The organism is Comamonas humi (assembly GCF_054782535.1).
This window is the reverse complement of record NZ_BAAGSH010000007.1, coordinates 419,621-445,709: the sequence shown is the minus strand read 5'-3', so window position 1 is coordinate 445,709 and position 26,089 is coordinate 419,621. Positions and strand designations below refer to the sequence as shown.

The window sequence follows — 26,089 nt, the reverse complement described above, 5'->3', positions numbered from 1 at the left end:
CAGCAGGACATCGTCACGCCGGTGGCCGGCCGGCAGCGATGTCCGGCACATCGCCGGGCCGGGCGCGGTAGCGGCTGGGCGCCTGGCCGGTCCAGCTCTGGAAGGCGCGCCGGAAGGCGGCCTCGCTGGCAAAGCCCAGGTGGCTGGCGACGCGGCCTATGCTCCAGTCGGTGCCCAGCAGGCAGTGCTGGGCGGCCTCGCGCAGGCACAGTCTGCGCAGCCCCTGGTAGCTCGCGCCCTCGGCGGCCAGGCGCCGGCGCAGCGTGGGCTCGGTGGTGTGCAGCGAGGCCGCGATGCTGCCCAGCGCGGGCAGCTCCAGCCCATGGCTGAGCGCGGCCTCCAGAAAGCCGCGTACCTGCTGCGCGAGCGTCACCGTGTTCTGCTGCGCACCTATGAGCCGGAACGGGAAATCCATGAGAAAGGCCGCCAGCTCGCCGGGCCTGCGCACCACCTGGCGTTCGAGCAGCGCGGCGTCGAAGCTGAAGCCATAGGTCTTGCGGCCCACGGACACCGGCGCATCGAACAGGCCCAGAAAGGGTGCGGCGTCCTGGCGCTCGGGGTGGGCCAGGAACACCTCATGCGGGCGCAGCGGCTGCCCGATCAGCCAGCCGAACAGCTGCAGGTAGCAGAACACGCCCGTCAGGTCGACCAGGCAGGCGGCCGTGCTGCGCTTGAGGCGCAGCGAATCCATGTGGAAGACGGCGGTGTCGCCGTGCCGCTCCAGGCTCAGCCGGCCCGCGCGCGGATGCAGCATGGCGCAGAACTCGGCCGCGCAGCGCATGGCCTCGCCGAGCTGCGCGCAGCTCAGCAGGCAGCGGCACATCAGGTCCACCTCGCTCTTGCGCATGGGCGCCTGGCCCTGGCCCTGCGCGACCTTGGCCTCCAGTTGCTCGATGGCCTGCCGGTACAGCGCCACGAAGCTGTCCGCCGACAGCGCGGCGCCGGCCCTGTCCTGCCCCGGCACGCGCAGCTGGTGGCGCTGCAGCTCGGCCAGCAGCCGGCTTTCCAGGCCTTGCAGCGAGCGTGCGGGAGTCTTGGTGCGCGAGGCCGTCATCAATGTCGCCCGGTGATCGTTTCGGTAGTGCTGTGTGATTGGAAGGGTGACGGTTGGATCGCCGCCGCCATGGCTCAATCATGGCACGCCGGCACAGCAGTCGCGGCGCAACCAAGAACTTCCCTGAGGAGCACCAACACCATGAGCATCGCTGCCGCTCGCCTGCCGTATCGCGCAGGCCCGCCGCCTGCAGAAAGCGCAGGCCGGCCATGATCCAGATCCTGGACGAAATCCTGATCGCGCCCGCACGCATCCCCGACGTGCTGGCCCTGCTCGACGAGCGCTACCTGCCCAAGGCCGCCGCGCGCGGGCTGACGCTGCAGCAGCGCTGGGTGTCGCCGCCCGTGGCCATAGACGGGCAGCCCAACCGGCTCTGGCTGCTGTGGCAGGTGCCCGATGTCTGGGGCTACTACGGCATGCGCCTGGGCGCGGGCGCCGAGGTGGTGGAGTTCTGGAGCACCGTCGACAGCTGGTGCGAGCGCCGCGCCCGCCATGTGCTGGGCCAGGCCGATCAACCCCTGGCAACACCGGAGGCCGCGCACCATGTGGAATGAAACCGCCCAGCTTTATCTCGAACCCGGCGCCGCGCCGAATGCTGCCGAGGCAGCGCTCAGGCACCGGCTGCAGGACCTGCCCGGCCTCGCATTCTCCAACGTGGGCCGCAATCTGGACGGCGGCTGGGGCTGCGGGAACCTGACCGTGGACCTGTGCTTTGACAGCCCCGATGCCGGGGCCCAGGCCCAGGCCTGCCTGGCGCGGTTGCCCGGCGTGGCCCGCGTGGATCGCGTGGCCTACCGGCGCGTGGGCGGCGGCCAGCGCGCGCCCGGGCTGCAAGGCGGCACCTGGCGCACCCTGATGCTGCGCGTGCGCGAAGGCCGCGAACCGGCCCTGGTGGCCGCGCTGGAGCAGGACCTGCTGCGCATGCCCGCGTATATGCCGGGCATCCGCAACTGGCAGCTGGGCCGGGTCTGCTCGGACAGCACCTGGACGCATGTGTGGCAGCAGGAGTTCGCCCACGTGGGTGACCTGCAGGGCGAGTACCTGGCCCATCCCTTCCACTGGGGCTGGGTGGACCGCTGGTTCGATCCCGAGTTTCCCGAGTGGACGGTGGACGCCATCTCGCACGCCTTCTGCCCGTTCGAGACCAGCCTGCTGACCCATCCGCTGGCTCGCCATGCCGGCGGCAAGGAGCTTGCATGAGCCACGCACCCAAGACCTTGAACGGCAAGATCGCGCTGGTGACCGGTGCCAGCCGCGGCATCGGCCGCGCCATCGCCCAGCGTTTTGCGGCCGAAGGGGCGACCGTGGTGGTCAGCGCCCGCACGCTGCAGCCGGCCACGGGCCTGCAGGGCTCGCTGCAGGAGACGGTGGAGTTGATCACCCAGGCCGGCGGCCGGGCCATCGCGCTGGCCGCCGACCTGGAAGTGCCCGCCGAGCGCGACAGCCTGGTCGCGCGCGCGGCCGCTGCCGCCGGCGGCCTGGACATCCTGGTCAACAACGCCGGCTATGCCGAGTACAGCACCGTCGAGCACATGCCGCTGGCCATGTACGAGCGCACGCTGGAGCACTACCTGCGCGTGCCCTTCGTGCTCAGCCAGGCGGCCATTCCGCTGATGCGCGCGCGCGGCGCGGGCTGGATCCTGAACCTCGGCTCGGTCACGGCGCTGCCGCCGCGCCCGGCCAACGATTTCGACCGCCTGGGCGGCGTCACCGTCTATGCGGCCGCCAAGGCGGCGATCAACCGCTTCACCCAGGGCCTGGCGGCCGAACTGGAGGCGGACAACATCGCCGTCAACTCGGTGGGCCCGAGCACCGCGATCCGAACGCCGGGCGGCGGGCGCTACATCCCCGAGGACTATTCCACCGAGCCCGTGGAGTACCTGGTCGAGACGGCGCTGGCGCTGTGCCGCCTGCCGGCGCGCGAGCGCACCGGGCTGGTCACGCACAGCCTGCACTTTCCGCTGGCGCACCAGCTGCCGGTCTACACGCTGGACGGCCGCGAGCAGTTGCCCGCGCCGCAGATTCCGGCCTGGGCGCATCCCGAGATCGATGCCGAGGGCTGGTGAGCCCTGTTTTTCAACGAAATATTCCAAGGAGATTGCTGATGCGTGCTGTGGTGATAGACCGCGTGGGCGGATCGGAAGTGTTGCAGCTGTCCACGCTCGAGAAACCGCTGCCGGGCCCCGGCGAGGTGTTGGTGAAAGTGCACAGCGCCGGGGTCAACCCGGCGGACTGGAAGTGCCGCCAGGGTAACCTGGCGCAGTTCCTCACCTACCGCTTTCCCTTCGTGCTGGGCTTTGACCTGGCGGGCGTGGTGGAGGCGGTGGGCGAGGGCGTGGAAGGCTTCGAGGCCGGCATGCGGGTGTTTGCGCAAAGCGACGTGGGCGCGGGCAAGTGGGGCAGCTATGCCGAATATGCCTGCGTGCGGCACGACTCGGTGGTGCCCATGCCTGCCGGCCTGGGCTTCACCGAGGCGGCCGCCGTGCCCACGCCGGCGCTGGCCGCCTGGGCCGGCCTGTTCGACGACGGCGGGCTGCGGGCCGGGCAGAAGGTGCTGGTCCACGGCGGGGCCAGCGCCGTGGGCACCTTCGCGATCCAGTTCGCCAAGGTGGCCGGCGCCGAGGTCATCGCCACCTGCGGGGCCGACAACCTCGGCTATGTGCAATCGCTGGGCTGCGCGCAGGCCATCGACTACCGCGCCCAGGACATAGCCCAGGCCGTGCGGGCCTGGTCGCCCGGCGGCGTGGACCTGGTGCTCGACTGCGTGGGCTGCGGCAGCCTGCCCGGCGCGCTGGACCTGCTGAGCCCCGGCGGCATGCTGGTGGCGATCCTGACGTTGGTGGAAGGCGACGCCGGCCCCGACCACGCGGCGGCGGCCAGCCGCGGGCTGCGCACCGCGCTGACCTACAGCAAGATGCCCAGCGGCGGCAACCTCGGCAAGATCGCCGCGCTGCTGGCCGATGGGCGGGTGCGGCCGCCCCGCACCGAGACCCTGCCGCTGGAGCAGGTGGCTGCGGCTCACGATCTGCTGCAAAGCGGCCGCGCGAAGCGGAAGCTGGTGCTGCAGGTGGCCGGGGGCGATTGAGCCGCTCCATCCGCAGCGCCCGGGCCAGGGGCACTGCGGACCAGTGTTGCTATCTTTTTGAAAGCTGCTGGCGCTTGGTACATGGTTAATTCAAATGGAAATGTATTTGAAATTGCCGTGTATCAAGCGCCAGCAGCTATTTTATTTGGAGCAATTTCGTACCTCGCGGCGCACCCTGCACAAGGCACCGCTATCGGCGCGGCGCTTTGTTGCATCGTCCCTTTGGACGTATCTGCTGCGGTGGCTGAAACCTAAATTGGGGTGATGCAGGCACGGCCGGATGGGGCGGCGCGCCGGGCCTGGCTGATCACAAAACATACCCAAGGAGACAACGTGAGCGATCAAGACTGGATGGCGCAGGCCCGCGCCCTGGTGGGCCGGCAATACGGGCGCATCTACGCCTGGGACCCGGTCAACCGGCCGATGATCCGCCATTGGTGCGAGCTGATGGGCGTGGAGATGCGCAGCAACGCCGAGGGCCGGGCCATTGCGCCGGCGGCCATGCTGCAGGTCTGGTGCATGGCCGGCCCCGAGGCCAACCACCACCCCGAGGGGTCCACCACCGACAACCCGTTCGAGGTGCTGGGCTGCCTGGAGGCCCAGGGCTTTGCGGCGGTGGTGGCGGTGAACTCCGAGTTCAGCTTTGCACGCGATGTGCTCGAAGGCGAGCGGCTGTACTGCACCACGCGGCTGGAGAGCCTGAGCGAGCAAAAGACCACGGCCCTGGGTGTGGGCTATTTCGTGACGGCCGTCATGGACTACTACGCCCTGGGCGAAGCGGGTGGCGCGGACGATCCGGTGGGCCAGCAACTGTTCCGCGTCTTCAAGTACCGCCCCGCGCAGCAGGCCAAGCCCGTGGCTGCCAGTGCCGGCGCGCCGTCCTTGCCTGTGAATCCACGTGCCGTGCCGGGCCTGAACGACGACAACCGCTTCTTCTGGGAAGGCGCCCAGCAGGGCCGGCTGCTGATCCAGCGCTGCCAGGGCTGCGGCGACCTGCACCATCCGCCCGGGCCGGTCTGCCCCCAGTGCCAGAGCTTCGAGTGGGACACGGTGCAGGCCAGCGGCCGCGGCACGGTGTACTCCTATGTGGTCATGCACTACCCCGAGGTGCCGCCCTACGAATACCCCAATCCCATCGGCCTGATCGAGCTGGAGGAGGGCGTGCGCGTGGTCGCGCAGCTGGTGGGCGTCAAGCCCGAACAGGTGTGCATAGGCATGCCGGTGCAGGTGGAGTTCAACACCTTCGGCGAGCTGACGCTGCCGCAGTTCCGCCCTGTGGCTTGAGGAGCTTGTCATGGACTTTCAATTCAACGAAGAACAGAGCGCCTTCGCCGATATGGCCCGGGGCCTGTTCGCCGACTACTGCGGCGACGACCAGCTGCGCGAGCACGACCGCTCGGGCCGGCCCTTCATGCAGCCGCTGTGGCGGCAGTGCGTGGCCGCGGGCCTGCACGGCATTGTGGTGCCCGAGGCGGCCGGCGGACTGGGCCTGGGCGCGACCGCGCTGATGGCCGTGCTGGAGCAGCAGGGCCGCGCGCTGGCGCAGGTGCCGCTGTGGCAGCAGCAGGTGGCCGTGGCCGCGCTGGCCCGGTTTGGCGGCAGCGGCCAGGGCATTGGCGTCGTCATCGAGGCGGCCATGCAGGGCGAGCTGCTGGCCTTGTCGCTGCAAGGCCTTACGGCCAGCCGCGGCGCGCCGCTGCGCTTGGCGGACCAGCGCCTGAGCGGGCGCCTGCAGGCCGTGGCGCTGGCCGGCCAGGCGCGCTGGGCCCTGGTGGCGGCCGAGGACCAGCGCGGCGGACATGCGCTGGTGCTGGTCGACCTGCAGGCGGCTGGCGTGCAGCGCGTGCAGGGCATGCGCCAGGACTACTGCGGCGTGGCCGACCTGGGCTTCGAGGGCACGCCCGTGCTGGCCGTTCTGGGCGCGGGCGCCGCTGCCTGGGCGCAGGAACAGGCCGCCGCCTGCCTGGCCGCGCTGCAGCAGGGCCTGACGCAGGAGCAGTTGCGCCGCACCGTGGAATACGTGAGCGAACGCCAGCAGTTCGACCGGCCCATAGGCACGTTCCAGCTCGTGCAGGGGCAGATGGCCGACGGCTACATCCTGCTGCAGGCCCAGCGCAGCGCGCTGTGCCAGCTGGTGTGGCGCCTGGATGCGGGCCTGCCCTGCGCGCCCCAGGCGCATGCGGTGCGCGCCCAGTCCAACGAGCTGGGCCTCAAGGTGGGCCGCATGGCCCAGCACGTGCATGGCGGCATGGGCGTGGATGTGACCTACCCCATGCACCGCTTCATGCTCTGGTGCCGCGCGCTGGCGGCCGAGCTGGGCAGCGCCGAACACCACCTGCAGGCCCTGGGCCAGTGGCTGGCCGACCACGACTGCCTGGGCTGGAAGTACGACCTGCCCGAAGACCGATAAGAAGAGTGTTCCAAGGAGACAACGCGATGAGCAAGCCAAGCCCCCGCTTCGAGACGGTGAACGTCGGCGATGAACTGCAACCCCTGAGCGTGCCCGTCACCGTGCCGCTGATCACCGGCGGCGCCATCGCCACGCGCGACTACCAGAACGTGCACCACGACGCCGATGCCGCGCGCGCCCTGGGCTCGCCCCACATCTTCATGAACATCCTGACCACCAACGGCCTGGTGCAGCGCTTCGTCGAAGGCTGGGCCGGCTCGGGCTCGCGCCTGATGGACCTGAAGATTCGCCTGGGCGCGCCCAACTACCCGGGCGACACCCTGCAGTTCACCGGCGCCATCACCGAGAAGCACGAGGCCACGCGCAGCGTGCAGGTCACGCTCAAGGGCACGAACTCCATGGGCGCGCACGTCAGCGGCACGGCCCAGATCGCATTGCCATAAGACCATAAGAACGATTCGCGGAGACAGATCAGTGAACGACATGCATATTTCTGGGCGTGCGGCCATCGTGGGCCTGGGCACCACCGAGTTTTCCAAGAACTCCGGCCGCAGCGAGCTGCGCCTGGCCATGGAGGCCACGCTGGCCGCGCTGGCCGACGCGGGCATCGATCCGAAGGAGGTGGACGGCTTTTCCTCGTACACCATGGACAAGGTACCCGAGTACGAGATTGCGCGCCTGCTGGGCCTGCCCAACGTGGGCTTTTTCTCGCAAGTGCCGCACGGCGGCGGCGCGGCCTGTGCGCCCGTGCTGCATGCGGCCATGGCCGTGGCCACGGGCGTGGCCAAGACCGTCGTGGTCTACCGGGCCATGAACGAGCGCAGCTGGTACCGCTTCGGCACGGGCGACTACGGCTTTCGCTCGCAGCCGTTCTTCGAGAGCGTGAACTTCGGCTGGTACATGCCGCACGGCTTCCACACGCCCGCGGCCTGGGTGGGCATGTTCGCGCGCCGCTACATGCACACCTATGGCGCGACCAGCGAGGATTTCGGCCGCGTGGCCGTGGCCGTGCGCGACTTCGCGGCCACCAACCCGGCCGCCTTCTTCCATGGCAAGCCCATCACGCTGCAAGACCACCAGCAGAGCAAGTGGATCTGCGACCCGCTGCGCCTGCTGGACTGCTGCCAGGAGTCGGACGGCGCCGTGGCCCTGGTCATCACTTCCAGCGAGCGTGCGCGCGACCTGAGGGCCAGACCGGTCTACATCAAGGGCGCGGCCCAGGGCATCAGCGCGGGCCAGCAGTCCATGACCTCGTTCTACCGCGAGGACATCACCGGCCTGCCCGAGATGGGCCATGTGGGCCGGCAACTGTGGCGGCAAAGCGGCCTGGGGCCGAAAGACATACAGACGGCGGTGCTGTACGACCACTTCACGCCCTTTGTGCTGACCCAGCTCGAGGAGTTCGGCTTCTGCGCGCGCGGCGAGGCCAAGGACTTCGTGCGCGCCGGCCAGCATGCGCGCGGCGGCCTGCTGCCCATCAACCCCCACGGCGGCCAGCTGGGCGAGGCCTATATCCACGGCATGAACGGCATTGCCGAAGGCGTGCGCCAGGTGCGCGGCAGCTCGGTCAACCAGATTGCCGGCGTGCACAACGTGGTGGTCACGGCCGGCACCGGCGTGCCCACCAGCGGCCTGATCCTGGGCGATACGGTTTGAGAAGGGGATTGCACCATGTTCATTGACTTGACCCCCGAGCAGCATGCGCTGCGCCTCCAGTGCCGCGACTACTTCCAGGCGCTGATGACGCCCGAGCTCACGGCCCGCATGCGCGGCGCCGAAGGCGGGGACGAATATCGCGCCCTGGTCCGCAAGATGGGCCGCGACGGCTGGCTGGCCATAGGCTGGCCCCGGGAATACGGCGGCCAGGGCCTGTCGGCCACCGAGCAGCTGATCTTCATGGAGGAAGCCAACATCGCGGGCGCGCCGCTGCCCTTCGTGACCATCAGCACCGTGGGCCCGGCGCTGATGGCGCATGGCTCCGAAGCGCAGAAGCAGGAGTTCCTGCCCGGCATGGCCAGCGGCGACACCATCTTCGCCATCGGCTACTCCGAGTCCGGCGCGGGCTCGGACCTGGCCGTGCTCAAGACCCAGGCCAGCCTGCAGGGCGACCTGCGCAGCGGCCACTTTGTGGTCAACGGGCAAAAGCTCTGGACCTCGGGCGTGGAGGCGGCCGACTACGTCTGGCTGGCCGCGCGCACCAGCCCCGATCTGGCGCGCCACAAGGGCATTTCCATCATGGTGGTGGACACGCGGGCCCCCGGCTTTTCGCACACGCTGATCGAGACCGTGGGCGTGTACACGGCGGCCACCTACTACGACAACGTGCAGGTGCCGGCCAGCCGCCTGGTGGGGCCGCTCCACGGCGGCTGGAAGCTCATCACCGCGCAGCTCAACCACGAGCGCCTGGGCCTGGGCGCCTGGTCCGACAAGGTGTTCGGCCCCTTCACCCGGGTGCTGCAATGGGCCAAGGCCAGGGACGAGGACGGGCGCCGTGCCATGGACCAGGCCTGGGTGCGCCGCAGCTTGGCCGAGTGCTATGCGCGGCTGGAGGCCCAGCGCCTGACCAACCTGCGCATCGCCGCCAGCCTGGAGGCCGGCGCGCTGGACGTGGGCCTGGCCTCGGCCTCCAAGGTCTATGGTTCCGAAGGCGTGGTCGAGGTGCTGCACAGGCTCATGGACATCGTGGGCAGCAGCGCCCTGGTGCGCGGCGGCTCGGCCGCTGCCTACCTGATGGGCGAGCTGGAGTACGAGCTGCGCGTGGCCACCATCAACACCTTTGGCGGCGGCACCAACGAGATCCAGCGTGAGCTGATCGCCCAGTTCGGCCTGGGCCTGCCGCGCCCGCAGCGCTGAGCATGGCGCCTACAAAAGCAAGAGGAGGAGACCCAGGATGAGCGTATCGACCACCGTGCCGCCGCGCGAGCACACCCAGCAGAAGCTGGACCGCCGCTCGGCCATTGCCGCCAGGTACCTGGCATCGCTGTCGTACACCACGGCCGACCGGATTGAAGAAAGTGCCCGCCAGTTCGGCGAACGCAGCCTGGTGCTCGAAGGCTCGCAGCGCTACAGCTACGCCGAAGTCAACCGGCGCGCCAACCAGGTGGCGCGCGCGCTGCGGCAGCAGGGCGTCGGTCAGGGCGATGTGGTGGCGCTGGCCATGGAAAACCGCGCCGCCTTCTTCTTTGCCTGGTTCGGCATCGCCAAGCTGGGCGCCGTGGTGGCCTTCATCAACACCCATGTGTCGGGCCGGCTGCTGCAGCATGCGCTGGAGGTGACCGGGGCCCGCCACGCCATCGTGGGCGGGGAATGCGCGGCGCGCTTTGCGCAGGCCGAGGGGTTGGGCGCCGGCCTGGCGCTCTTGCACTGGCCCGATGCTGGGGTGAATGAGTCTTGCGGCCCGGACCTGCAGGCCCTGGCCCATGCCCAGGACGGCAGCAATGTGCCGCAGCAGTGGCGCGAAGGCCTCAAGGCCGGCGACACGGCCCAGTACATCTTCACCTCGGGCACCACGGGCTTGCCCAAGGCGGCCATCGTCAGCCATGCGCGCTGGCTCATGGCGGGCGACTGCATGCAGGCGCTGTGGGGCATGGGCGCGGAGGATTGCATGTACTGCTTCCTGCCGCTGTACCACGGCGCGGCCTCCATGTCGCTCACGTCGACGGCGTTGGGTGCGGGCGCCAGCATCCTGGTGCGGCGCAAGTTCAGCCGCAGCGAGTTCTGGACCGACGTGCGCCGCCATGGCGTCACGTTCTGCCAATACGTGGGCGAGATCTGCCGCTTTCTGCTGAGCACGCCGCCAGCGCCCGATGACCGCGACCATACGCTGCGCAAGATGGCAGGCACCGGCCTGTCACCCGAGATCTGGCAGCAGTGGACCAGCCGCTTCGGCGAGGATGTCCAGATCTTCGAAGGCTGGGGCAGCACCGAGGCCAACACCAGCAGCATCAACCTGGACAACCGCATAGGCTCCTGCGGGCGCATTCCGTTCTGGGAAAAGACCAATCTGCGCCTGGTGCGCTACGACCAGGAGCAGGGCGACTATGTCCGCGGCGCCGACGGCTTTTTGCAACAGGCCGCCGTGGGCGAGCCCGGCGAGGCCCTGGGCATGCTGATGGCCTACCCCAATGTGATGGCTGGGCGCTTCGAGGGCTATACCAGCGCCGAGGCGTCCGAGAAGAAGATCCTGCGCAACGTGTTTGCCAAGGGCGACGCCTGGTGGTCTTCGGGCGACCTGCTGCGCTGCGACGACGAGGGCTATCTGTGGTTTGTAGACCGCATCGGCGATACCTTCCGCTGGAAAAGCGAGAACGTCTCCACGCTGGAAGTGGCCGATGCGCTGGGCGATTTCGCGGGCCTGGACGCCATCACCGTCTACGGCGTGCAGGTGCCGGGCCACGGCGGGCGCGCGGGCATGGCGGCGCTGGTGATGCGCGAGGGCGCGGGCTTCGACCCGCAGGCCTTCTGGGCGCTGGCCTCCAACCGCCTGCCGCGCTATGCGGCGCCGCTGTTCGTGCGCCTGATGGACACGCCCGACATGACGGGCAACTACAAGCTGCGCAAGGTCGACCTGCAAAGGCAGGGCTATGACCGCGCGCAGACCAGCGATCCGCTCTATGTGCGCGACGACCGGCTGCAGGCCTATGTGCTGCTGACGGAGGCGGCGGTCGAGGAGGCGTTGCGCACCTAGAACCAGCTCTTTGCTTTCTCTTTCCGCGCTTGCAAAAAGCCCGTGGATGCGCCTGCATCCACGGGCTTTTTGCATGGGCCGGGCGCCTGGGTTTGCTTAAAAAATAGGCGCCGTATTCTGGTAAGGGCCGCCATAAGCCAAGTGGGGATAGGCCTTAGTCCTCTCGGACGATGGGTGAAAGAGGGGCTGACACGAGCATCTGTTTTCCCGTGTCCGTGCGTGGCATCGGGGGCTTAGAACCAAGGAGACCGTGAAGATGATTCGTGTGATGACCAAGACATCGCTGGCCCTGGCTGCAAGCCTGGCGCTGTGCGCGCCGGCCCAGGCCAAGGCGACGGCCGGCGAGGTGGAGCAATTGGGCCGGGAGCTGACCTGCGTGGGGGCCATCAAGGCCGGCAACAAGGAGGGCACGATTCCCGAGTTCAGCGGCAAGTGGCTGGGCGCGCCTGCCGGCGTGGCCCATGCGCCGCACAGCGGCAAGCACCCGGCTGACCTCTACGCCGACGAGAAGCCGCTGTTCGTCATCACGGCGGCCAATGTCGAGCAATACGCCGACAGGCTCAGCCCCGGCCAGAAGGCCATGTTCCAGAAATACCCCAAGACCATGCAGATGCCGGTCTACCCGGGACACCGCGACTTCCGCTACAGCGACGAGGTCTGCGCGGTCATCAAGAAGAACGCCGTGGAGTCCGAGCTGGTGGACGACGGCATGGGCATCAAGGGGAATGCCGGGGCCATCAACTTCCCCTTCCCCAAGACCGGTGCCGAGGCTCTGTGGAACAGCCTGCTGCCCACGCGCGCCTATACCGAGGAGAACGTGGCCGATGCGATGCAGGTGCTGTCCAACGGCTCCATCGTCAACGGGCGCAATGAGTCGCGCTACCTCTCGCCCTTCAATGATCCGGCCAAGCTGGGCCAGCCCATCGATTCGGTGACGGCCTATGCCTTCACCAAGGTGGCCATGCCCGAGCGCGAGAAGGGCAGCGTCACGGTGATTGTCGAGCCGGCCAACTACAAGGTGACCAAGCGCCTGGGCTGGCAGTACGACCCCGGCACGCGCCGCGTGCGCCAGCTGCCCGACTTCGGCTACGACCAGCCCACGCCGGGCACCGGCGGCAAGCTCACCACCGACTCGGATCGCCTCTTCAACGGCCCCACCGACCGCTACCACTGGAAGCTGCTGGGCAAGAAGGAGCTGTACATCCCCGCCAACGCCTACCGGGTGATGCAGCCGACCATCACCTATGCCGAGCTGCTCACGCCCGGCCATGCCAACCCCAAGTTCATGCGCTACGAGCTGCGCCGGGTCTGGGTGATCGAGGGCACGCTCAAGGAAGGCTATCGCCACCTGTACGGCAAGCGGGTGATGTATGCCGACGAGGACACGGGCCAGGCCGTGGTGGCCGACATGTACGACGCGCGCGGCCAGCTGTGGCAGTACGCCTTCGTCAACATGTACTACTCGTTCGACATGAACGCCTGGCATGCGGGCGCGTCCTTCTACCATGACCTCAGCTCGGGCTCCTACATGGGCTACGCCCTGGTCAACGAGCGCGCTACGGGGCCGATCCTCGACCGCGGCGGATTGTCGCCGTCCATGTACACGCCCGAAGCCGCGCGCAACGCCGGCAACTGACAAGCAGGAGAACACACATGAACACGATTCTGATCCGGGGCGGCACGGTGGTGGACGGCAGCGGCGCGCCCGCCTTTGCCGCCGATGTGCGGGTGCAGGGCAAGACCATCGTCGAGGTGGCGCCCGGGCTGGCGCCGCGCGAGGACGAGCGCGTGATCGACGCCACGGGCTGCTATGTCACGCCGGGCTTCATCGAGAGCCACACCCATTTCGACGCCACCATGTGGTGGCAGGCCGACCTCGACCCGCTGCCGGGCTACGGCGCGACCACGGTGGTGATGGGCAACTGCGGCTTCTCGGCCGCGCCCATCTCGGACGACCCCGAAGTGGCCCACGAGATGATCAAGATCTTCTCCTTCTTCGAGGACATTCCCGAAGGGCCGTTCCAGAAGAACCTGCCCTGGGACTGGCGCAAGTGGTCCGAGTACCAGCGCTCCATGACCACGCGGCTGAAGATGCCGGCCAACTACGGTTCCTTTGTCGGCCATATCGCCATCCGCCTGGCCGCCATGGGCATGGACGCCTGGAGCCGCGCGGCCACGCCGGCCGAGATAGAGCGCATGGCCGAGCTGCTGGAGGACGCCATGCAGGCGGGCGCGCTGGGCATGTCGTCCAACCTGCTCGACCACGACGGGCAGGACCGGCCGATCCCCACGCTGCTGGCCGACGACGCCGAGTTCGACGCGCTGATGGCCGTGCTGGCGCGCCACCCGGGCTGCACGCTGCAGGTCATCGTCGATACCTTCATGCGCATGTCGGCGCCGGCCAGCGTGGAGCGCATCACGCGCCTGCTGCAAGGCAAAAAGCTGCGCGTGCAGATCGCCGGCGGCATTCCCACGTTGGAGTTCCAGAAGCCGGCGCTGGAGATCCTCAAGCCGCTGATCGAGCGCGCCCAGGCCGACGGCCATGACATCTGGCCGGGCTTTGCCCATGTCTCGCCGACCAATACCCTGTCGCTCACGCGCTCGCTGATCTTCGCCCAGTCCAACGACTACGTCTGGCACGAGGTGGTGCTGGCCGAGACCGAGGAGGCCAAGCTCGCGCTGCTGAACGACCCCGGCTGGCGGGCGCGGGCGCGCGAGAGCTGGGACACCAAGGTCTGGCCGCACGCGCCCATGGCCAACCCGCAGCGCCTGCACCTGCGCAACTCGGACAACGGCATGGGGCCCATCAACCTCACGCTGCAGGACTACGCCGACCGGCGCGGCCTGCACGCCTCGGACGCCATGGCCGAATGGATCGTCGCCAACGGCGTGCGCTCCACCGTGCACATGGCGCCGTTCCCCATGCTGGAGGACCTGACCATCGAGCTGCTCAAGCACCCGCAGACCGTGGGCAACATCTCGGACGCGCCGGCCCACGGCCAGATGTTCTGCGGCGGCGGCGAGAACATCCTGCTGCTGACCCGGTTCTGCCGCGACGAGGGCCGGGTGACGATCGAGGAGGCCATCCACGTGATGACCGGCAAGCTCGCCCGGCACTTCAACCTGAACGACCGCGGTGTGATCCGGCCCGGCCTGCGCGCCGACATCGTGGTGTTCGACCTGGCCGAGATCCAGCGCCGCGAGGAATACAAACGCTTCGACGTGCCCAACGGCGACTTCGGCGTGACCTGGCGCTACACGCGCGATGCCGCGCCCATGCGCCTGACCATGGTCAACGGCATGCCGACCTTCTTCGAGGGGCGCTTCACCGGCGCGATGCCGGGCGAGTTCGTGAGCCCGCGCGCCGCGGCCCCCGCCTGATGGTGCTCCAGTCCCTGCCAATCGCAGGGAGTGGATATCAAAAACCATAGCTGCTTGCGCTTGACGTGCAAGACATTTCAATCGAAATGTATTTGAAATGCATACCGATTGAGCGCAAGCAGCTCCTTTATTTGAAGCAAACCCGAGAGCCGGCCGTGGGCCGGCAGGCGGCGCCGCGCCTTGCGCGCCGGCCATTCTTTCCACCACCGACAAGGAATCCACGCATGACCTACCAGATCGACCCCCGCAAGCAGCTGCGCGCCATCGAGGCCCGCCTGGCCCAGCCCGGCGACGACGCCAAGACCGTGCGCAACCTGCGCAAGATGCTCGAGCACATGCGCGCCGAGGCGCTGGGCGACTTCGAGACGCTGATGGCCACCGTGTCGCCCGATGCGGCCTACATCAACTTCGACTCCGGGCCCGATGCGCCGAACAGCCCGCGCTCCAAGGCGGCCATCGCCCAGTACTACGGCGGCATGGTGGCGGCCAACTGCCACCAGATCGAGCACGAGATTGATCGCCTCGTCGCCGACCGCGACCACGTCACGGCCGAAGGCCCGCTGCGCATCGCCTACCCCACGGCGGTGCTGCGCGCCATGGGCCACGCGGTGAGCGACGACGCCCCGTACTACCGGTTCGAGGCACGTTTGCTGATCGTCTGGGGCTTCGACGCGCAGAGCCTGGTGCGCTGCGAGGACTCCTACATGGCGGGCGACGGCTTCGCCGGCATCGCCGCGCGGCCGCTGCACCAGCAGGACATCTTCACGCCAGTGGCCGGCCAGTGGTAGCTCCAGGCAGGCCCGGGGAGGCCGCTTCCCGCGGGGTTTTGCGGGGGGCGTGCGAGGACTCTGGGCGAGTTTTCAGGGTTTGCCACTAGTCCCATCGGGTGATGGGAAAAAAGCTCAACAGCCCCAGTATCCGCATGCCAGCACATGGCGCAAACAACCGGGCACCGCAAGGCCTGCACCCTGCCGGTGACGCCACCCAGACAGAAGTTGGAAAACCAGGAGATGAAGATGAAGTGTGTGATGACCAAGACTGCGCTTGCCATGGCGGCAAGCCTGATCGTGGCCGTGCCGGTCCATGCCAAGGTGTCCGCGAGCGAGGCAGAGCAGTTGGGCAAGGAACTGACCTGCGTGGGCGCGATCAAGGCCGGCAACAAGGAGGGCACGATCCCCGAGTTCACCGGCAAGTGGCTGGGCGCGCCGCCCGGCGTGCGGCACAACCCCCAGAGCGGCGAGCATCCGGTGGACATCTACGCCGACGAGAAGCCGCTGTTCGTCATCACGGCCGCCAACGTCGACAAGTACGCCGACAAGCTCAGCCCCGGCCAGAAGGCCATGTTCCAGAAGTACCCCAAGACCATGCAGATCCCGGTCTACAAGGGGCACCGCGACTTCCGCTACAGCGACGAGGTGTGCGCGGCGATCAAGAAGAACGCGACGACGGCCGAGACCGTGACCGACGGCCTGGGCATCAAGACCCTGGGCGGCGCCATCAGCTTCCCGTTCCCCAAGAGCGGCATCGAGGCGTACTGGAACGTCATGCTGCCCACGCGCGCCTATACCGAGGAGAACATCGCCGACTCGGCCAACGTGCTGTCCGACGGCTCCGTCACCTTCGGCCGCAACGAAATCCGCTACCTGGCGCCGCCCAACAACCCGGCCGAAGTCGGCAAGCCGGTGGAGGGCGTTTCGGCCTACACCATCACCAAGGTGCAGCTGCCCGAGCGCGAGAAGGGCAGCGTGACGATCTCGTCGGACCCCTTTGACTACGGCAAGTTCAAGCGCCTGGCCTGGCAGTACGACCCCGGCACCCGCCGCGTGCGCCAGCTGCCCGAGTTCGGCTTCGACCAGCCCCTGCCCGGCACCGGCGGCAAGATGACCATCGACTCCGACCGCCTGATCAACGGCTCGGCCGAGCGCTACAACTGGAAGCTGGTGGGCAAGCAGGAGATGTTCATCCCCGCGAACGCCTACCGCCTGCACCAGCCCACCATCAAGTACAAGGACCTGCTCACGCCGGGCCATGCCAACCCCGAGTTCCTGCGCTATGAACTGCGCCGCGTCTGGGTGCTCGAGGGCACGCTCAAGGAGGGCTTCCGCCACATCTACGGCAAGCGCGTGATGTTCGCCGACGAGGACACCGGCCAGGCGGTGGCCGGCGACATGTATGACGCCCGCGGCCAGCTGTGGCAGCACGCCTTCATCAACATGTACTACTCGTACGACATCAACGCCTGGCATGCGGGCACCTCGTTCTACCACGACCTCAATGCGGGCTCGTACCTGGCCTACACCCTGTTCCAGGAGCGCCCGAAGGGCCCGATCCTGAACCGTGGCGGCATGACGCCCTCCATGTTCACGCCCGAAGCGGCCCGCAACGCCGGCAACTAAGTTTTTCCACGAGCAATCCACCATGAAAAAAAGCATGAAAAAACTCCATCCCCTCGCGGTGGCCACGCTGCTGGCCCTGGGCACGGGAGGAGCATTGGCAGGGGAAACCATCGAGCTGGGCGACGGCGTGAAGCTGGACTGGCGCCTGAACCTGAACTACGGCCTGGCCACGCGCCTGAACGATCCGTCGCCGGTGCTGGCCGGCTCGGACGGCAACAACAACTTCAAGAAGGGCTCGCTCACCACCAACCGCCTGGGCGCGCTGCTGGAGAGCCGGCTCTCGAAGGGCGACAGCGGCCTGGTGATGACCGCCAGCACCTTCTATGACGATGTCTACCACCACCGCAACGACAACCAGGGCCCCATCAGCACGCCCGGGCCGGTCGACCAGTTCTCGCCGGACGCCCGGCGCTACGGCGGCGGCTACACCCGCCTGCTGGACACCTATGCCTACACCAGCTTCAACCTGGGCGATACCAGCCGCGCCACCGTGCGCCTGGGCAAGCAGGTGGTGAACTGGGGCGAATCCATGTACTTCGCCAACATCGCCGGCGCGCAAGGCCCGGTCGATGCGGCCAAGGCGGCATCGCCTGGCGCGGAAATCAAGGAAATCCTGCTGCCCGAGGACCAGATCGCCGCGTCCATCGAGATCAATCCGAACTGGTCGCTGCTGGCGCACTACCAGTTCGGCTTCCACGAGACCCTGCTGCCGGCGGTGGGCATGTACACCAGCACCACCAACCTGCTGGGCCCCGGCGCGGTCTGCGGCTACAACGTGGGCCCGGCCTGCTACCTGCCGCGCGGCAACGACATCCGGCCCAGCAAGTCTGGCCAATGGGGCCTGGGCACGCGCTACCGCGTGACCAGCGAGACCGAGCTGGGCCTGTACTACCTCGACTACAAGGACCGCTCGCCGAGCATCGTGATGTCCCAGCTCGGCGGCTACAACGTCAAGTACTTCGACGGCATCAAGATGCTGGGCACCACGGTGAGCACCACCTTCGGCATGTTCTCGGCCTTCGGCGAGGCCAGCCTGCGCAAGGGCACGCCGGTGCTGATGGGCGAGATGTCCACGCCGGTGCGCGGCAAGGTGGCGCAGGGCAACGTGGGCGGCATCTTCAACTTCGGCCGCAACGCACTGTCCGACGAGCTGACCATGGCCGCGGAAATCTCGGGCTCGCGCGTGCTGAGCGTGGAAGAGGGCAGCATCGACAACCTCGCGTTCAAGACCCGCAACTCGCTGGTGGCCGCGGCCACGCTGACGCTGGGCTACCCCGGCATCTTCGAAGGCTGGGACCTGAGCATCCCGATCAGCTACCAGTCGCAGCTGCGCGGCCGCTCGCTGGTGGGTACCTTCGGCGGTGGCCAGGGTGACAGCCGCCTGAGCATTGGTGCGACCTTTGTCCGCAAGAGCAATCTTTCGGTCAACGTCACCTACACCAACTACATGGGCAGTCCGTCCACGGACCCGCTGCGCAACCGCATGCTGGCCGACCGCGACCAGCTGTCTATGACCATGAAGTACTCGTTCTGACCGCTGCAGACGAGCTGAACCGCCAAGGCCCGATGACGTCGGGCCTTGGCTGGGAGACAAGGAAATGAAAGCCCTGACGGAGAAAACCTGGTGGCGAGCCTGCGTGGCGGTGCTGTGCCTGTGGGGCACGGCGGCGGCCGCGCAGTCCCTGCTCGATGCACTGCCGCCCTTGCCCAAGGCCGTGCCGATGATGCCGTCCACCGTGCTGCACGGCGATACGCAGGGCGATATCCGCTTCAAGTCCAGCAGCCCGTATGACCTCGACGTGCTGCTGGCCGAACCCTCGAAGGCCGAGGCCACGATGGGCATGGGCAAGCTGTTCCTGCCCGACGCCGCCAGCGAAAGGCGGCCGGTGCCCGCGATGGTGATCCTGCCCGGCGCCGCCGGTGTGATCCCGGGGCGGGAGTATGAGACCGCCAAGACGTTGGCGGACAACGGCATCGCGGCCTTCGTGGTGGACTATTTCAAGCCGCGCGGCATCAGCGAGGAGACGCCTTACCTGGCCAAGGTCATGGGCACCTCGGAGGTCGATGCGGTGGCCGACGCCTATGCGGCGCTCAAGGCGCTGAACCGGCATCCCGCCATCGACGGCAAGCGCATCGGCGTCATGGGCTTTTCCAAGGGCGGGGTGGCCGTGCGCATGAGCATGGACGAGCGCATCTACAGACAACTGGCGGCCCATGTCTATCCCTTTGCCCTGCATGTGGACTTCTATGGCCCCTGCTATGCCAAGCTGCAGACCCGCAAGACCACGGGCGCGCCGCTGATGAGCTTTCGGGCCGGCAAGGATGCGTCCAACGACCTGGTGGCCTGCGCCCAGCAGGAGGCCGCGCTGCGCCACGCCGGCTCGGACGTCAGCACCGTGGTCTATGCCCGGGCCGGGCACGACTGGGAAAGCAGCGGCGTGCGCGAGGTCACCGACAAGCCCTACCTGGCCGGCTGCACCATCGAATTCAACGACAAAGACCTGCCCATGTTCAACGGGCAGGTGCTGATCCCCGAGGGCACCAAGCCTGACCGCCAGACCCGCTACCGGATCCGCGTGGAAAGCGGCAAGGCGCTGGGCGACTGCGTGAAGGTCGGCTACGTCAGCGGCCGCGACGAAAACGCACGCAGCCTGGCGAGCCGGCAGCTGCTGCAGTTCCTGAAGGCGCGCTTCGAGATGTAGCGGGATGCAGAGCCCGGCAAAAAGGCCAGCTGGCATGCTGGCCTTTTTTGCGTCAGGAGACTCTCGTGAGGCTTTCTCCACAATAAAGTAGCCTCGCACGCTATTGCGTATTCCGGCTGGACAGACTGAGTTCGGCCAGAAGCGGACCTACGGCCTGACCGTGGCGGTTGCGAACCCCCGTAACGGAAAGGGCCCTTCACGCCTCGTCGCCATAAACGAAGCAGAGCGCCGCGCGCTGGCCACCGTTATGGAAAGGTGCACAGCAGAGCATCGGGCACGGCATCGAGACGGCACTGGTCACGCTGTGCTGATCAAGCGGCCGAGGGCTTCTTCTCGATGGGGTTGGCGGTGAGCCCCTTGGCCGGATATGCCCGCATGAATTCGCGCGCTTTCTCCGGCTGGGCCGCGTTTAGCCAGGCGCCATAGGCACCTTCGTTCAAAATCGCCAACATGCGCTTTTCGCTGCCCGGTTGCCCGTAACGGTGCATCAGCGCGTGGCTGTTGGCGTTCACCGTGAGTAGGCAGAAACTTACGATCACCTCACCCTCCGCACCGGTCCAGCACTCCCACAGACCGGCTACGCCCATGGGTTTGCCGTCCACTCGTGCGACCCGCGTGGACACGGCTTTGCCGCTGCGCAAGTCGTCTTGCTGAAACGCCATCATGGGCACGATGCAACGCTGCGCACCCAGCCAGGCGCCGCGATAGTTGTTGGACGTGCTCGCGGTCTCAGCGCGCGCGTTGACCAGCTTGGACGAACGCAGTTTTGCGTCCGAAGCGGATTTCACCCAGGGCGGGACCAAGCCGAACTGCCCTACGACGAGTTCGCGCCCGATCGCGCCTGGGTACGGGTGTTCGGCGCCTTCGACCGAAGGCGGTGCCGATTTGTTGCGGATGAAAACACCTGGGCGGCGGGGCCAAACCTGGAGACTCACCGCGGCGCCGCTGGGCGCGTTGACGTCAAAAATATCCCGGTACAGGTGGTCGGGACGCAGGGATTCGTATTGGGAGCTCATGGCGAGGATGGTAAGCCGAGCGCTTCAGCGGTTTTGTCAGTGTATGCGGTTGATGAGGCCCCGCTGCCGACCCAAGACCCACAACCCGAAAAAGCGGCTGACAGCCGCCACATCCCGGAAGAGAAACCTAAGCACTGGCTCCAGCGGACGGTTTTGCCGCCCACTGAGATTCAACGTTGAGTGACCGCTTCGGGTCGATCGCTGGCAGTGGACAGATCAAGAATCTTGCTCTTTCTGCTCGAGCCCATGGCGATCCCATCGTTACCCATATACCTGTCAATGCGAAATGAAAAAGCCACACGGCGCAGACCGTGTGGCTTCGAGTCAGAGCGCGGCAGCGCTTACATGACCACGGTGCCGGCGGTCAGGCCGCCGTCGACCACGAACGAGGCGCCGGTGGAGAACGAGGAGTCGTCGCTGGCCAGGTAGATGACCATGTTGGAGATCTCCTGGGGGCGGGCGAAGCGCGTCAGGTTCGAGCCTTCGAAGTCCTTGTCCTCGATCGGGCGCAGCGCCTGGGTCAGCGGCGTGGCCACGGCGCCCGGGTGCACCGAGTTGACGCGGATGTTGCGGTCGGCCAGCTCCAGCGCCACCGATTTGGTCATGCCGGTCGAGCCCCACTTCGAGGCGCAGTAGCCGAGCATGCCGGGGTGGGCGATCAGTCCGGCCGTGGACGAGATGTTGATGATCGAGGCCGGCGCGCTCTTGGTCAGGGCTTCGAGCGCGGCCTTCATGCCGAAGAACTGGCTGCTGAGGTTGATCGCCAGCGTCCGGTTCCACTGCTCGATGCTGTAGTCCTTCAGCGGGCCGAGGGTCAGGATGCCGGCGTTGTTGACCAGCGTGGTGAGCTTGCCGAAGCGCTGCACCGTGGTGGCCACGGCCTTTTCCCACTGGTCGAACTGGGTCACGTCGAGGTGCACGTAGTGCGCGGCCTCGCCCAGTTCCTTGGCCAGGGCCTGGCCCTGCTCGTCGGCGATGTCGGCGATCACGACCTGGCCGCCTTCGGCCACGAAGGCCCGGGCGTGCGACGCCCCCATGCCCATCGATCCGCCCGAGATGAGGGCGACCTTGCCTTGCAGACGTGCGCTCATGCCTGGCCTCCGGTGCGCAGCGAGGCGCTGGTTTGCTGTTGTCCCATGTTTGTCTTCCTTTTTTAAAAAAGCGCCTGCAGGCAGGCGCGGGGTCAAAAATCAGGCGGCGGCGGGCTGCATCACGCTGCGGTCGCCGATCTCCAGCAGCAAGGTCATGCTGCGGCGGTCGATGCGCCAGCCCTGCGGCAGCTGCACCCATTCGTCCTCGTAGTAGCCCACGGCGTCGTAGCGCAGCGGCGCGCGCTCGTTCAGGCCGGCATGCACGGCCCGCACGTGGATCTTGCTGCGCACCCGGGCGGGGTCGCTGGCGTCCACCTCCAGGTTGCCCAGCAGGTGCTGGGTGGGGCCGCAGCCGCCCATGTGCACATCGATCATCCGGGTGATCTCGGCGGCGCCCCGGCAGACGTAGTCGCCGCCGTAGGTGGCGGTGCAGTCCGGGGTGAAGACGTGCTTGAGCAGCTCCAGGTTGCGCGTATCGACGGCCGTGGCATAGCGGTTCAAGACCTGGAACAGCGCGTGTTCGAGCGCCAGCTGCTCCACGGTGCTGGGGGCGGTCTTCATTGCGGCTTTCCTTTCACCGGGGACTGGGGCTCGGGCTGCAGGCCGCCCCGCACCGGGGCAACCGCGGCACCCGCTGCCGGGGCCGGCCGGGCGCGCCGGGCGGCGGCGCGGGCCTTGGCCTCGGCGGTTTCCACGTTGAGCCAGCAGGCCATGGCGGGCAGCAGGAAGACGGCGCCCAGCATGTTCACCAGGAACATGAAGGCCAGCAGGATGCCCATGTCGGCCTGGAACTTGAGCGCCGAGAAGGCCCAGGTGCCCACGCCGATGGACATGGTGACGGCCGTGAAGATCGCGGCGTTGCCGCGCTGGCGCATGGCTTCGTAGAAGGCCTCGCGCAGCGTGATGTCGCGTTCGCGCAGCGCGTGCTGCATGCTCTCGAACAGGTAGATGCCGTAGTCCACGCCCACGCCCACGCCCAGCGCCACCACCGGCAGCGTGGGCACCTTCAGGCCAATGCCCAGCAGCGACATCAGCGCGTTGCAGAGGATGGAGACGATGGCCAGCGGCACCACGATGCACAGGACGGCGCGCCAGCTGCGGAAGGTGAGCCAGCACAGCAGCGTGATGGCGCCGAAGATCGAGCCCAGCATCTGCACCTCGGCGTGCTCCACCGCCTCGTTGGTGGCGAAGGCCACGCCCGCGTTGCCGCCGGCGAGCAGGAACTTGACGTTCGGGGTCTGGTCGGCCTCGATGAACTCGCGCGCCTCGCGGACCACGTGGGTCAGCGTCGAGCCTTCGTGGTCCTTGAGGAAGACCTGCAGGTTGATGACCTTGCAGCCCTCGGTGTTCAGGCCCAGGTCGGGCGACAGCGCCTTGGAGCCAGAGCGCAGCGCGGCCTCGGTGCGCTGCAGCGCCGCCCAGCGGGGATTGCCCTCGTTGCTGCTGGAGGCGGCGATCTTGGCCAGGCCCGCGACGGTGGCCACCGACTGCACGCCGTCCACGCGGCGCATGCGCTCCTCGAAGCGTTCCACCGCGTTCATCACCGGCCAGTTCAGGCAGCCTTCGTCGAGGTTGCTGGTCTCCACGAAGACCGACAGCACGTCCATGCCGATGGAGTAGTGGCTGATGATGTTGTCGTTGTCCCGGTTGTAGCGCGAGTCGGCGCGCAGCTCGGGGGCGCCGGTGCCGATGTCGCCGGTGCGCAGGCCGCGCGACTCGTAGGTGCCCACCGCCAGCAGCAGCAGCGCCACCGCCAGCGTGAGCAGCGCGGCGCGGGGCTCGGCCAGCGCCGAGAGCTTCCACCAGCGGGTGTTGCGGCCGTTGGCGCCGACGGAGGGCGCCTGCATCGCGGAGGGCTCCAGGCGCAGCTGGGCCAGCACGGCGGGCAGGAAGACCTTGTTGGTGATGATCATCAGCAGCACGCCCAGGCAGGCCGTCACGCCCAGCTCGTGCACGATGGGGATGTCGATCAGCATGATGACCATGAAGCCCAGCGCGTTGGTCAGCAGCGCCAGCGTGCCGGGGATGGCCAGCTTGCGGATGGCGTGCTCGGCCGCGACGCTGGCCGTCATGCCGTGGCGCACGTCGTGCTTCCAGGCACCCGTCATCTGCACCGCGTGCGACACGCCGATCGAGAAGATCAGGAAGGGCACGAGCACCGACATCGGGTCGATGCCGTAGCCCATCAGCGGCAGCAGGCCCAGCAGCCAGACCACCGGCAGCAGGGCCACCAGCAGGCCGACCACGGTGAGGTTGGTGGAGCGCGTGTACAGGCGCAGCAGCACGGCGGTGACCACGAAGGCGATGGCGAAGAAGGTCATCACCGTGAACAGGCCGTCCATCACGTCGCCCAGCACCTTCGAGAAGCCGATGATGTGGATGGAGATGTCCTTGCCCTCGAACTTGCTGCGGATCTCTTCCAGCCGCTGGGCCACCTGGTGGTAGTTGAGCTTTTCGCCGGTCTTGGCGTCCACCTCCAGCAGGTCGGCACGCACCATGGCCGACTTGAGGTCGTTGCTCACCAGGGAGCCGATCTGCCCGGACTTGGCCACGTTGGAGCGCACCTGGGCCAGGCTCTGCTCGTCGGCTTCGAAGCGCGACGGAATCAGCACTTCGCCCACGTAGCCGTCCTCGGTGATCTCGATGTACTTCACGTTCGGGGTGTACAGCGAGTACACCTGGCCCCGGTTGACGCCGGGCGTGAAGAACACCTCGTCGGTCACGCCGCGCAGGGCCTCAAGGAACTGGGCGTTGTAGATGTCGCCCTGGCCCTTCCACTCCACGCTCACCAGGATGCGGTTGGCGCCCGAGAAGGTGCCCGAGTGCTTGAGGAAGGCGCCCATGTAGGCATGGCGCTGCGGGATCAGCTTGTTGAAGCCCGGGTCCAGGTGCGTGCGCAGCGCCGACACGGCCAGCAGGGCCGTGGCGATGAGCGTGAGCACGATGATGGACTTGCTGTGGGAGATCAGCCAGCGCGCGGCGCGCGCAATGCACCGGTCCAGCCGGCTTGCGGGTTCGGGGAGGGTCATGGCTTCGCTCCTGGGCCGGAGCTCGGTGTGGGGGTGGTGGAGTAGGGCTGCAGGCCGGAGTCGCTGGAGATCCAGCCGCCGTTCGGCCCGGTGAGCGCGATGTCGGTCAGCGTGGCCCGGCCCTGGGCGCGCTGCAGCGTGAAGCTCTTGCCGCCGTCCTTGCTCAGGCCCAGCATGCTGCCCTGGCCGACGAGCACCAGGGAGCCGTCGGGCTGCCGCGCATGGCCGAAGAAGGACACCGGTGCGGGCACTTCGGACTTGGTCCAGCGCGCGCCGGGCGCGGCCTGCAGGAAGACGTTGCCGCGCATGCCGTAGACCAGCCAGCCGCCGCCTTCCAGCGCCATGGCGTTGTAGAAGGAGCCGTTGTAGAAGGGCGGCTCGTTGTGCCAGGTGGCGCCGCCGTCGTCGGACGCGAGCACCAGGCCGCGCTCGCCCACGATGAGCCAGCGCTTGCCGTCCTCCGACGAGGCGATGCGGTTCAGGTGCTTGTCCTCGACTTCGGCGGGCAGCGCCAGGGGCTGCCAGGTCGTGCCGTCGTCGGCGGACTGCAGCGCGCGGCCGAAGGCGCCCACGGCCAGCCAGATGCCCGAGGGCAGGCGGGCCACCGACATCAGCGGATCGCCGTTCTTGTCGGAGAAGGCCACTTCCTCCCAGGTTCTGCCGCCGTCGCGGGTGCGCAGGACCCAGCCTTCGTGGCCCACGGCCAGGCCGGTCTTGTGGTCGGGCGCGAAGGCCAGGCTCACCAGCAGCGCCTGGCGGTCCTGGTTGCGCCGGGCCGGCGCCCAGTGGGCGCCCTGGTCGTCGGAATAGAGGATTTCGCCCATCGCGCCGACGGTCAGCAGGCGCTTGCCGGCCTGGGCGAGGGCGTTGAAATGCGTTTGCTCCACGCCCATGGACGTGGGGGCCAGCGGGGGCGGGGTACGGGGGGCAAAGGCAAGCGCGGAGGCAAAGGCCACCAATGCCGCTGCGCCAATACCGATGGCTGTTTTCACGTTGTCTCCTTCAGGGATCGATGCACGCTTGCGCGAGCCTTGAACACAGATGAGAGATTCGTGATTTGGGGCTTTTGCGGCATCGTCTGAATGGACGTCTGCCAGCAAAGCAAGGGTATATCCCGAGGGGATGGCAGCGCAGGCATCAGTCGATGCTGTGCTATTGAAAATAGAGCTTTCAGCGCTTTATGTGCCTTGATTTCGGATATGAAAATATCCAGAACCAAGGAACCATGAGCGCTGAAA

At 67.8% G+C, this 26,089-nt stretch carries 22 protein-coding genes; 16 read left to right on the top strand and 6 right to left on the bottom strand.

Going from position 1 to position 26,089, the window contains the following annotated elements; genetic code table 11:
• Positions 1 to 13 precede the first annotated feature (13 nt).
• A complete protein-coding gene (locus tag ACYVKR_RS09250) occupies positions 14 to 1,054 on the bottom strand; it encodes a helix-turn-helix transcriptional regulator (protein WP_460480522.1) in 1,041 nt (346 codons plus the stop codon).
• A 209-nt stretch (positions 1,055 to 1,263) separates the two neighbouring features.
• Here ACYVKR_RS09250 and ACYVKR_RS09245 point away from each other — a divergent pair, with 209 nt between their 5' ends.
• The 16 genes from ACYVKR_RS09245 (at position 1,264) to ACYVKR_RS09170 (ending at position 19,715) form a co-directional block, all read left to right on the top strand.
• Entirely contained in the window at positions 1,264 to 1,608 is a 345-nt protein-coding gene (locus tag ACYVKR_RS09245; RefSeq protein WP_460480521.1) for a hypothetical protein, read from the top strand.
• Positions 1,598 to 2,254, top strand: a complete 657-nt coding sequence (locus tag ACYVKR_RS09240; protein ID WP_460480519.1) for a Dabb family protein — start codon at positions 1,598 to 1,600, stop codon at positions 2,252 to 2,254. The genes ACYVKR_RS09245 and ACYVKR_RS09240 overlap by 11 nt, the downstream gene beginning before the upstream one ends.
• Positions 2,251 to 3,120: a Rossmann-fold NAD(P)-binding domain-containing protein gene (locus tag ACYVKR_RS09235; protein ID WP_460480518.1), complete on the top strand. Its 870-nt coding sequence runs from the start codon at positions 2,251 to 2,253 to the stop codon at positions 3,118 to 3,120. Before ACYVKR_RS09240 ends, ACYVKR_RS09235 begins: the two co-directional genes overlap by 4 nt.
• A 38-nt stretch (positions 3,121 to 3,158) precedes the next feature.
• The gene (locus tag ACYVKR_RS09230) at positions 3,159 to 4,139 is read left to right on the top strand and encodes an NADP-dependent oxidoreductase (RefSeq protein ID WP_460480517.1); all 981 of its coding nucleotides are present in this window, start codon (positions 3,159 to 3,161) and stop codon (positions 4,137 to 4,139) included.
• 333 nt (positions 4,140 to 4,472) lie between these two features.
• Positions 4,473 to 5,423, top strand: coding sequence for a Zn-ribbon domain-containing OB-fold protein (locus ACYVKR_RS09225; RefSeq protein WP_460480515.1), 951 nt, complete (start codon positions 4,473 to 4,475; stop codon positions 5,421 to 5,423).
• A gap of 10 nt (positions 5,424 to 5,433) precedes the next feature.
• Positions 5,434 to 6,549 carry an acyl-CoA dehydrogenase family protein gene (locus ACYVKR_RS09220; RefSeq protein ID WP_460480513.1) on the top strand — a complete coding sequence of 372 codons (1,116 nt, stop codon included), beginning with the start codon at positions 5,434 to 5,436 and terminating at the stop codon, positions 6,547 to 6,549.
• 26 nt (positions 6,550 to 6,575) lie between these two features.
• Positions 6,576 to 6,992: a MaoC family dehydratase gene (locus tag ACYVKR_RS09215; RefSeq protein ID WP_460480512.1), complete on the top strand. Its 417-nt coding sequence runs from the start codon at positions 6,576 to 6,578 to the stop codon at positions 6,990 to 6,992.
• 40 nt (positions 6,993 to 7,032) lie between these two features.
• The gene (locus ACYVKR_RS09210) at positions 7,033 to 8,205 is read left to right on the top strand and encodes a lipid-transfer protein (protein WP_460480511.1); all 1,173 of its coding nucleotides are present in this window, start codon (positions 7,033 to 7,035) and stop codon (positions 8,203 to 8,205) included.
• 15 nt (positions 8,206 to 8,220) lie between these two features.
• On the top strand, positions 8,221 to 9,402 hold the full coding sequence (locus ACYVKR_RS09205; protein WP_460480510.1) for an acyl-CoA dehydrogenase family protein: 1,182 nt from the start codon (positions 8,221 to 8,223) through the stop codon (positions 9,400 to 9,402).
• A gap of 37 nt (positions 9,403 to 9,439) precedes the next feature.
• Entirely contained in the window at positions 9,440 to 11,236 is a 1,797-nt protein-coding gene (locus ACYVKR_RS09200) for an acyl-CoA synthetase family protein (protein WP_460480509.1), read from the top strand.
• A 268-nt stretch (positions 11,237 to 11,504) separates the two neighbouring features.
• A complete protein-coding gene (locus tag ACYVKR_RS09195) occupies positions 11,505 to 12,872 on the top strand; it encodes a DUF1329 domain-containing protein (RefSeq protein WP_460480507.1) in 1,368 nt (455 codons plus the stop codon).
• Positions 12,873 to 12,889: 17 nt separating this feature from the next.
• Positions 12,890 to 14,617 (top strand): N-acyl-D-amino-acid deacylase family protein, encoded by a 1,728-nt coding sequence (locus tag ACYVKR_RS09190; RefSeq protein ID WP_460480506.1) that lies wholly within the window; start codon positions 12,890 to 12,892, stop codon positions 14,615 to 14,617.
• Positions 14,618 to 14,841: 224 nt separating this feature from the next.
• Positions 14,842 to 15,405, top strand: a complete 564-nt coding sequence (locus tag ACYVKR_RS09185) for a nuclear transport factor 2-like protein (protein WP_460480505.1) — start codon at positions 14,842 to 14,844, stop codon at positions 15,403 to 15,405.
• Positions 15,406 to 15,633: 228 nt separating this feature from the next.
• Entirely contained in the window at positions 15,634 to 17,013 is a 1,380-nt protein-coding gene (locus ACYVKR_RS09180; RefSeq protein WP_460480503.1) for a DUF1329 domain-containing protein, read from the top strand.
• Between the two features lie 34 nt (positions 17,014 to 17,047).
• On the top strand, positions 17,048 to 18,547 hold the full coding sequence (locus ACYVKR_RS09175) for a DUF1302 domain-containing protein (RefSeq protein WP_460480502.1): 1,500 nt from the start codon (positions 17,048 to 17,050) through the stop codon (positions 18,545 to 18,547).
• A gap of 64 nt (positions 18,548 to 18,611) precedes the next feature.
• Positions 18,612 to 19,715, top strand: coding sequence for a dienelactone hydrolase family protein (locus tag ACYVKR_RS09170; RefSeq protein ID WP_460480501.1), 1,104 nt, complete (start codon positions 18,612 to 18,614; stop codon positions 19,713 to 19,715).
• Positions 19,716 to 20,026: 311 nt separating this feature from the next.
• Here ACYVKR_RS09170 and ACYVKR_RS09165 read toward each other — a convergent pair whose 3' ends face one another.
• The 5 genes from ACYVKR_RS09165 to ACYVKR_RS09145 form a co-directional block, all read right to left on the bottom strand.
• Entirely contained in the window at positions 20,027 to 20,731 is a 705-nt protein-coding gene (locus ACYVKR_RS09165) for an SOS response-associated peptidase (RefSeq protein WP_460480500.1), read from the bottom strand.
• 341 nt (positions 20,732 to 21,072) lie between these two features.
• Entirely contained in the window at positions 21,073 to 21,822 is a 750-nt protein-coding gene (locus tag ACYVKR_RS09160) for a Rossmann-fold NAD(P)-binding domain-containing protein (protein ID WP_460480499.1), read from the bottom strand.
• A gap of 99 nt (positions 21,823 to 21,921) precedes the next feature.
• Positions 21,922 to 22,383, bottom strand: coding sequence for a nuclear transport factor 2 family protein (locus ACYVKR_RS09155; protein WP_460480498.1), 462 nt, complete (start codon positions 22,381 to 22,383; stop codon positions 21,922 to 21,924).
• A complete protein-coding gene (locus ACYVKR_RS09150) occupies positions 22,380 to 24,851 on the bottom strand; it encodes an efflux RND transporter permease subunit (protein ID WP_460480497.1) in 2,472 nt (823 codons plus the stop codon). Before ACYVKR_RS09150 ends, ACYVKR_RS09155 begins: the two co-directional genes overlap by 4 nt.
• Positions 24,848 to 25,843: a WD40/YVTN/BNR-like repeat-containing protein gene (locus ACYVKR_RS09145; protein WP_460480496.1), complete on the bottom strand. Its 996-nt coding sequence runs from the start codon at positions 25,841 to 25,843 to the stop codon at positions 24,848 to 24,850. The genes ACYVKR_RS09150 and ACYVKR_RS09145 overlap by 4 nt, the downstream gene beginning before the upstream one ends.
• Positions 25,844 to 26,089: the final 246 nt, after the last annotated feature.

Coding starts and splice junctions, on each gene's coding strand:
- ACYVKR_RS09250 (WP_460480522.1), bottom strand. CDS start 1,054: ATGACGGCCTCGCGCACCAAGACTCCCGCACGCTCGCTGCAAGGCCTG.
- ACYVKR_RS09245 (WP_460480521.1), top strand. CDS start 1,264: ATGATCCAGATCCTGGACGAAATCCTGATCGCGCCCGCACGCATCCCC.
- ACYVKR_RS09240 (WP_460480519.1), top strand. CDS start 1,598: ATGTGGAATGAAACCGCCCAGCTTTATCTCGAACCCGGCGCCGCGCCG.
- ACYVKR_RS09235 (WP_460480518.1), top strand. CDS start 2,251: ATGAGCCACGCACCCAAGACCTTGAACGGCAAGATCGCGCTGGTGACC.
- ACYVKR_RS09230 (WP_460480517.1), top strand. CDS start 3,159: ATGCGTGCTGTGGTGATAGACCGCGTGGGCGGATCGGAAGTGTTGCAG.
- ACYVKR_RS09220 (WP_460480513.1), top strand. CDS start 5,434: ATGGACTTTCAATTCAACGAAGAACAGAGCGCCTTCGCCGATATGGCC.
- ACYVKR_RS09215 (WP_460480512.1), top strand. CDS start 6,576: ATGAGCAAGCCAAGCCCCCGCTTCGAGACGGTGAACGTCGGCGATGAA.
- ACYVKR_RS09210 (WP_460480511.1), top strand. CDS start 7,033: ATGCATATTTCTGGGCGTGCGGCCATCGTGGGCCTGGGCACCACCGAG.
- ACYVKR_RS09205 (WP_460480510.1), top strand. CDS start 8,221: ATGTTCATTGACTTGACCCCCGAGCAGCATGCGCTGCGCCTCCAGTGC.
- ACYVKR_RS09200 (WP_460480509.1), top strand. CDS start 9,440: ATGAGCGTATCGACCACCGTGCCGCCGCGCGAGCACACCCAGCAGAAG.
- ACYVKR_RS09195 (WP_460480507.1), top strand. CDS start 11,505: ATGACCAAGACATCGCTGGCCCTGGCTGCAAGCCTGGCGCTGTGCGCG.
- ACYVKR_RS09190 (WP_460480506.1), top strand. CDS start 12,890: ATGAACACGATTCTGATCCGGGGCGGCACGGTGGTGGACGGCAGCGGC.
- ACYVKR_RS09185 (WP_460480505.1), top strand. CDS start 14,842: ATGACCTACCAGATCGACCCCCGCAAGCAGCTGCGCGCCATCGAGGCC.
- ACYVKR_RS09180 (WP_460480503.1), top strand. CDS start 15,634: ATGAAGTGTGTGATGACCAAGACTGCGCTTGCCATGGCGGCAAGCCTG.
- ACYVKR_RS09175 (WP_460480502.1), top strand. CDS start 17,048: ATGAAAAAACTCCATCCCCTCGCGGTGGCCACGCTGCTGGCCCTGGGC.
- ACYVKR_RS09170 (WP_460480501.1), top strand. CDS start 18,612: ATGAAAGCCCTGACGGAGAAAACCTGGTGGCGAGCCTGCGTGGCGGTG.
- ACYVKR_RS09165 (WP_460480500.1), bottom strand. CDS start 20,731: ATGAGCTCCCAATACGAATCCCTGCGTCCCGACCACCTGTACCGGGAT.
- ACYVKR_RS09160 (WP_460480499.1), bottom strand. CDS start 21,822: ATGAGCGCACGTCTGCAAGGCAAGGTCGCCCTCATCTCGGGCGGATCG.
- ACYVKR_RS09155 (WP_460480498.1), bottom strand. CDS start 22,383: ATGAAGACCGCCCCCAGCACCGTGGAGCAGCTGGCGCTCGAACACGCG.
- ACYVKR_RS09150 (WP_460480497.1), bottom strand. CDS start 24,851: ATGACCCTCCCCGAACCCGCAAGCCGGCTGGACCGGTGCATTGCGCGC.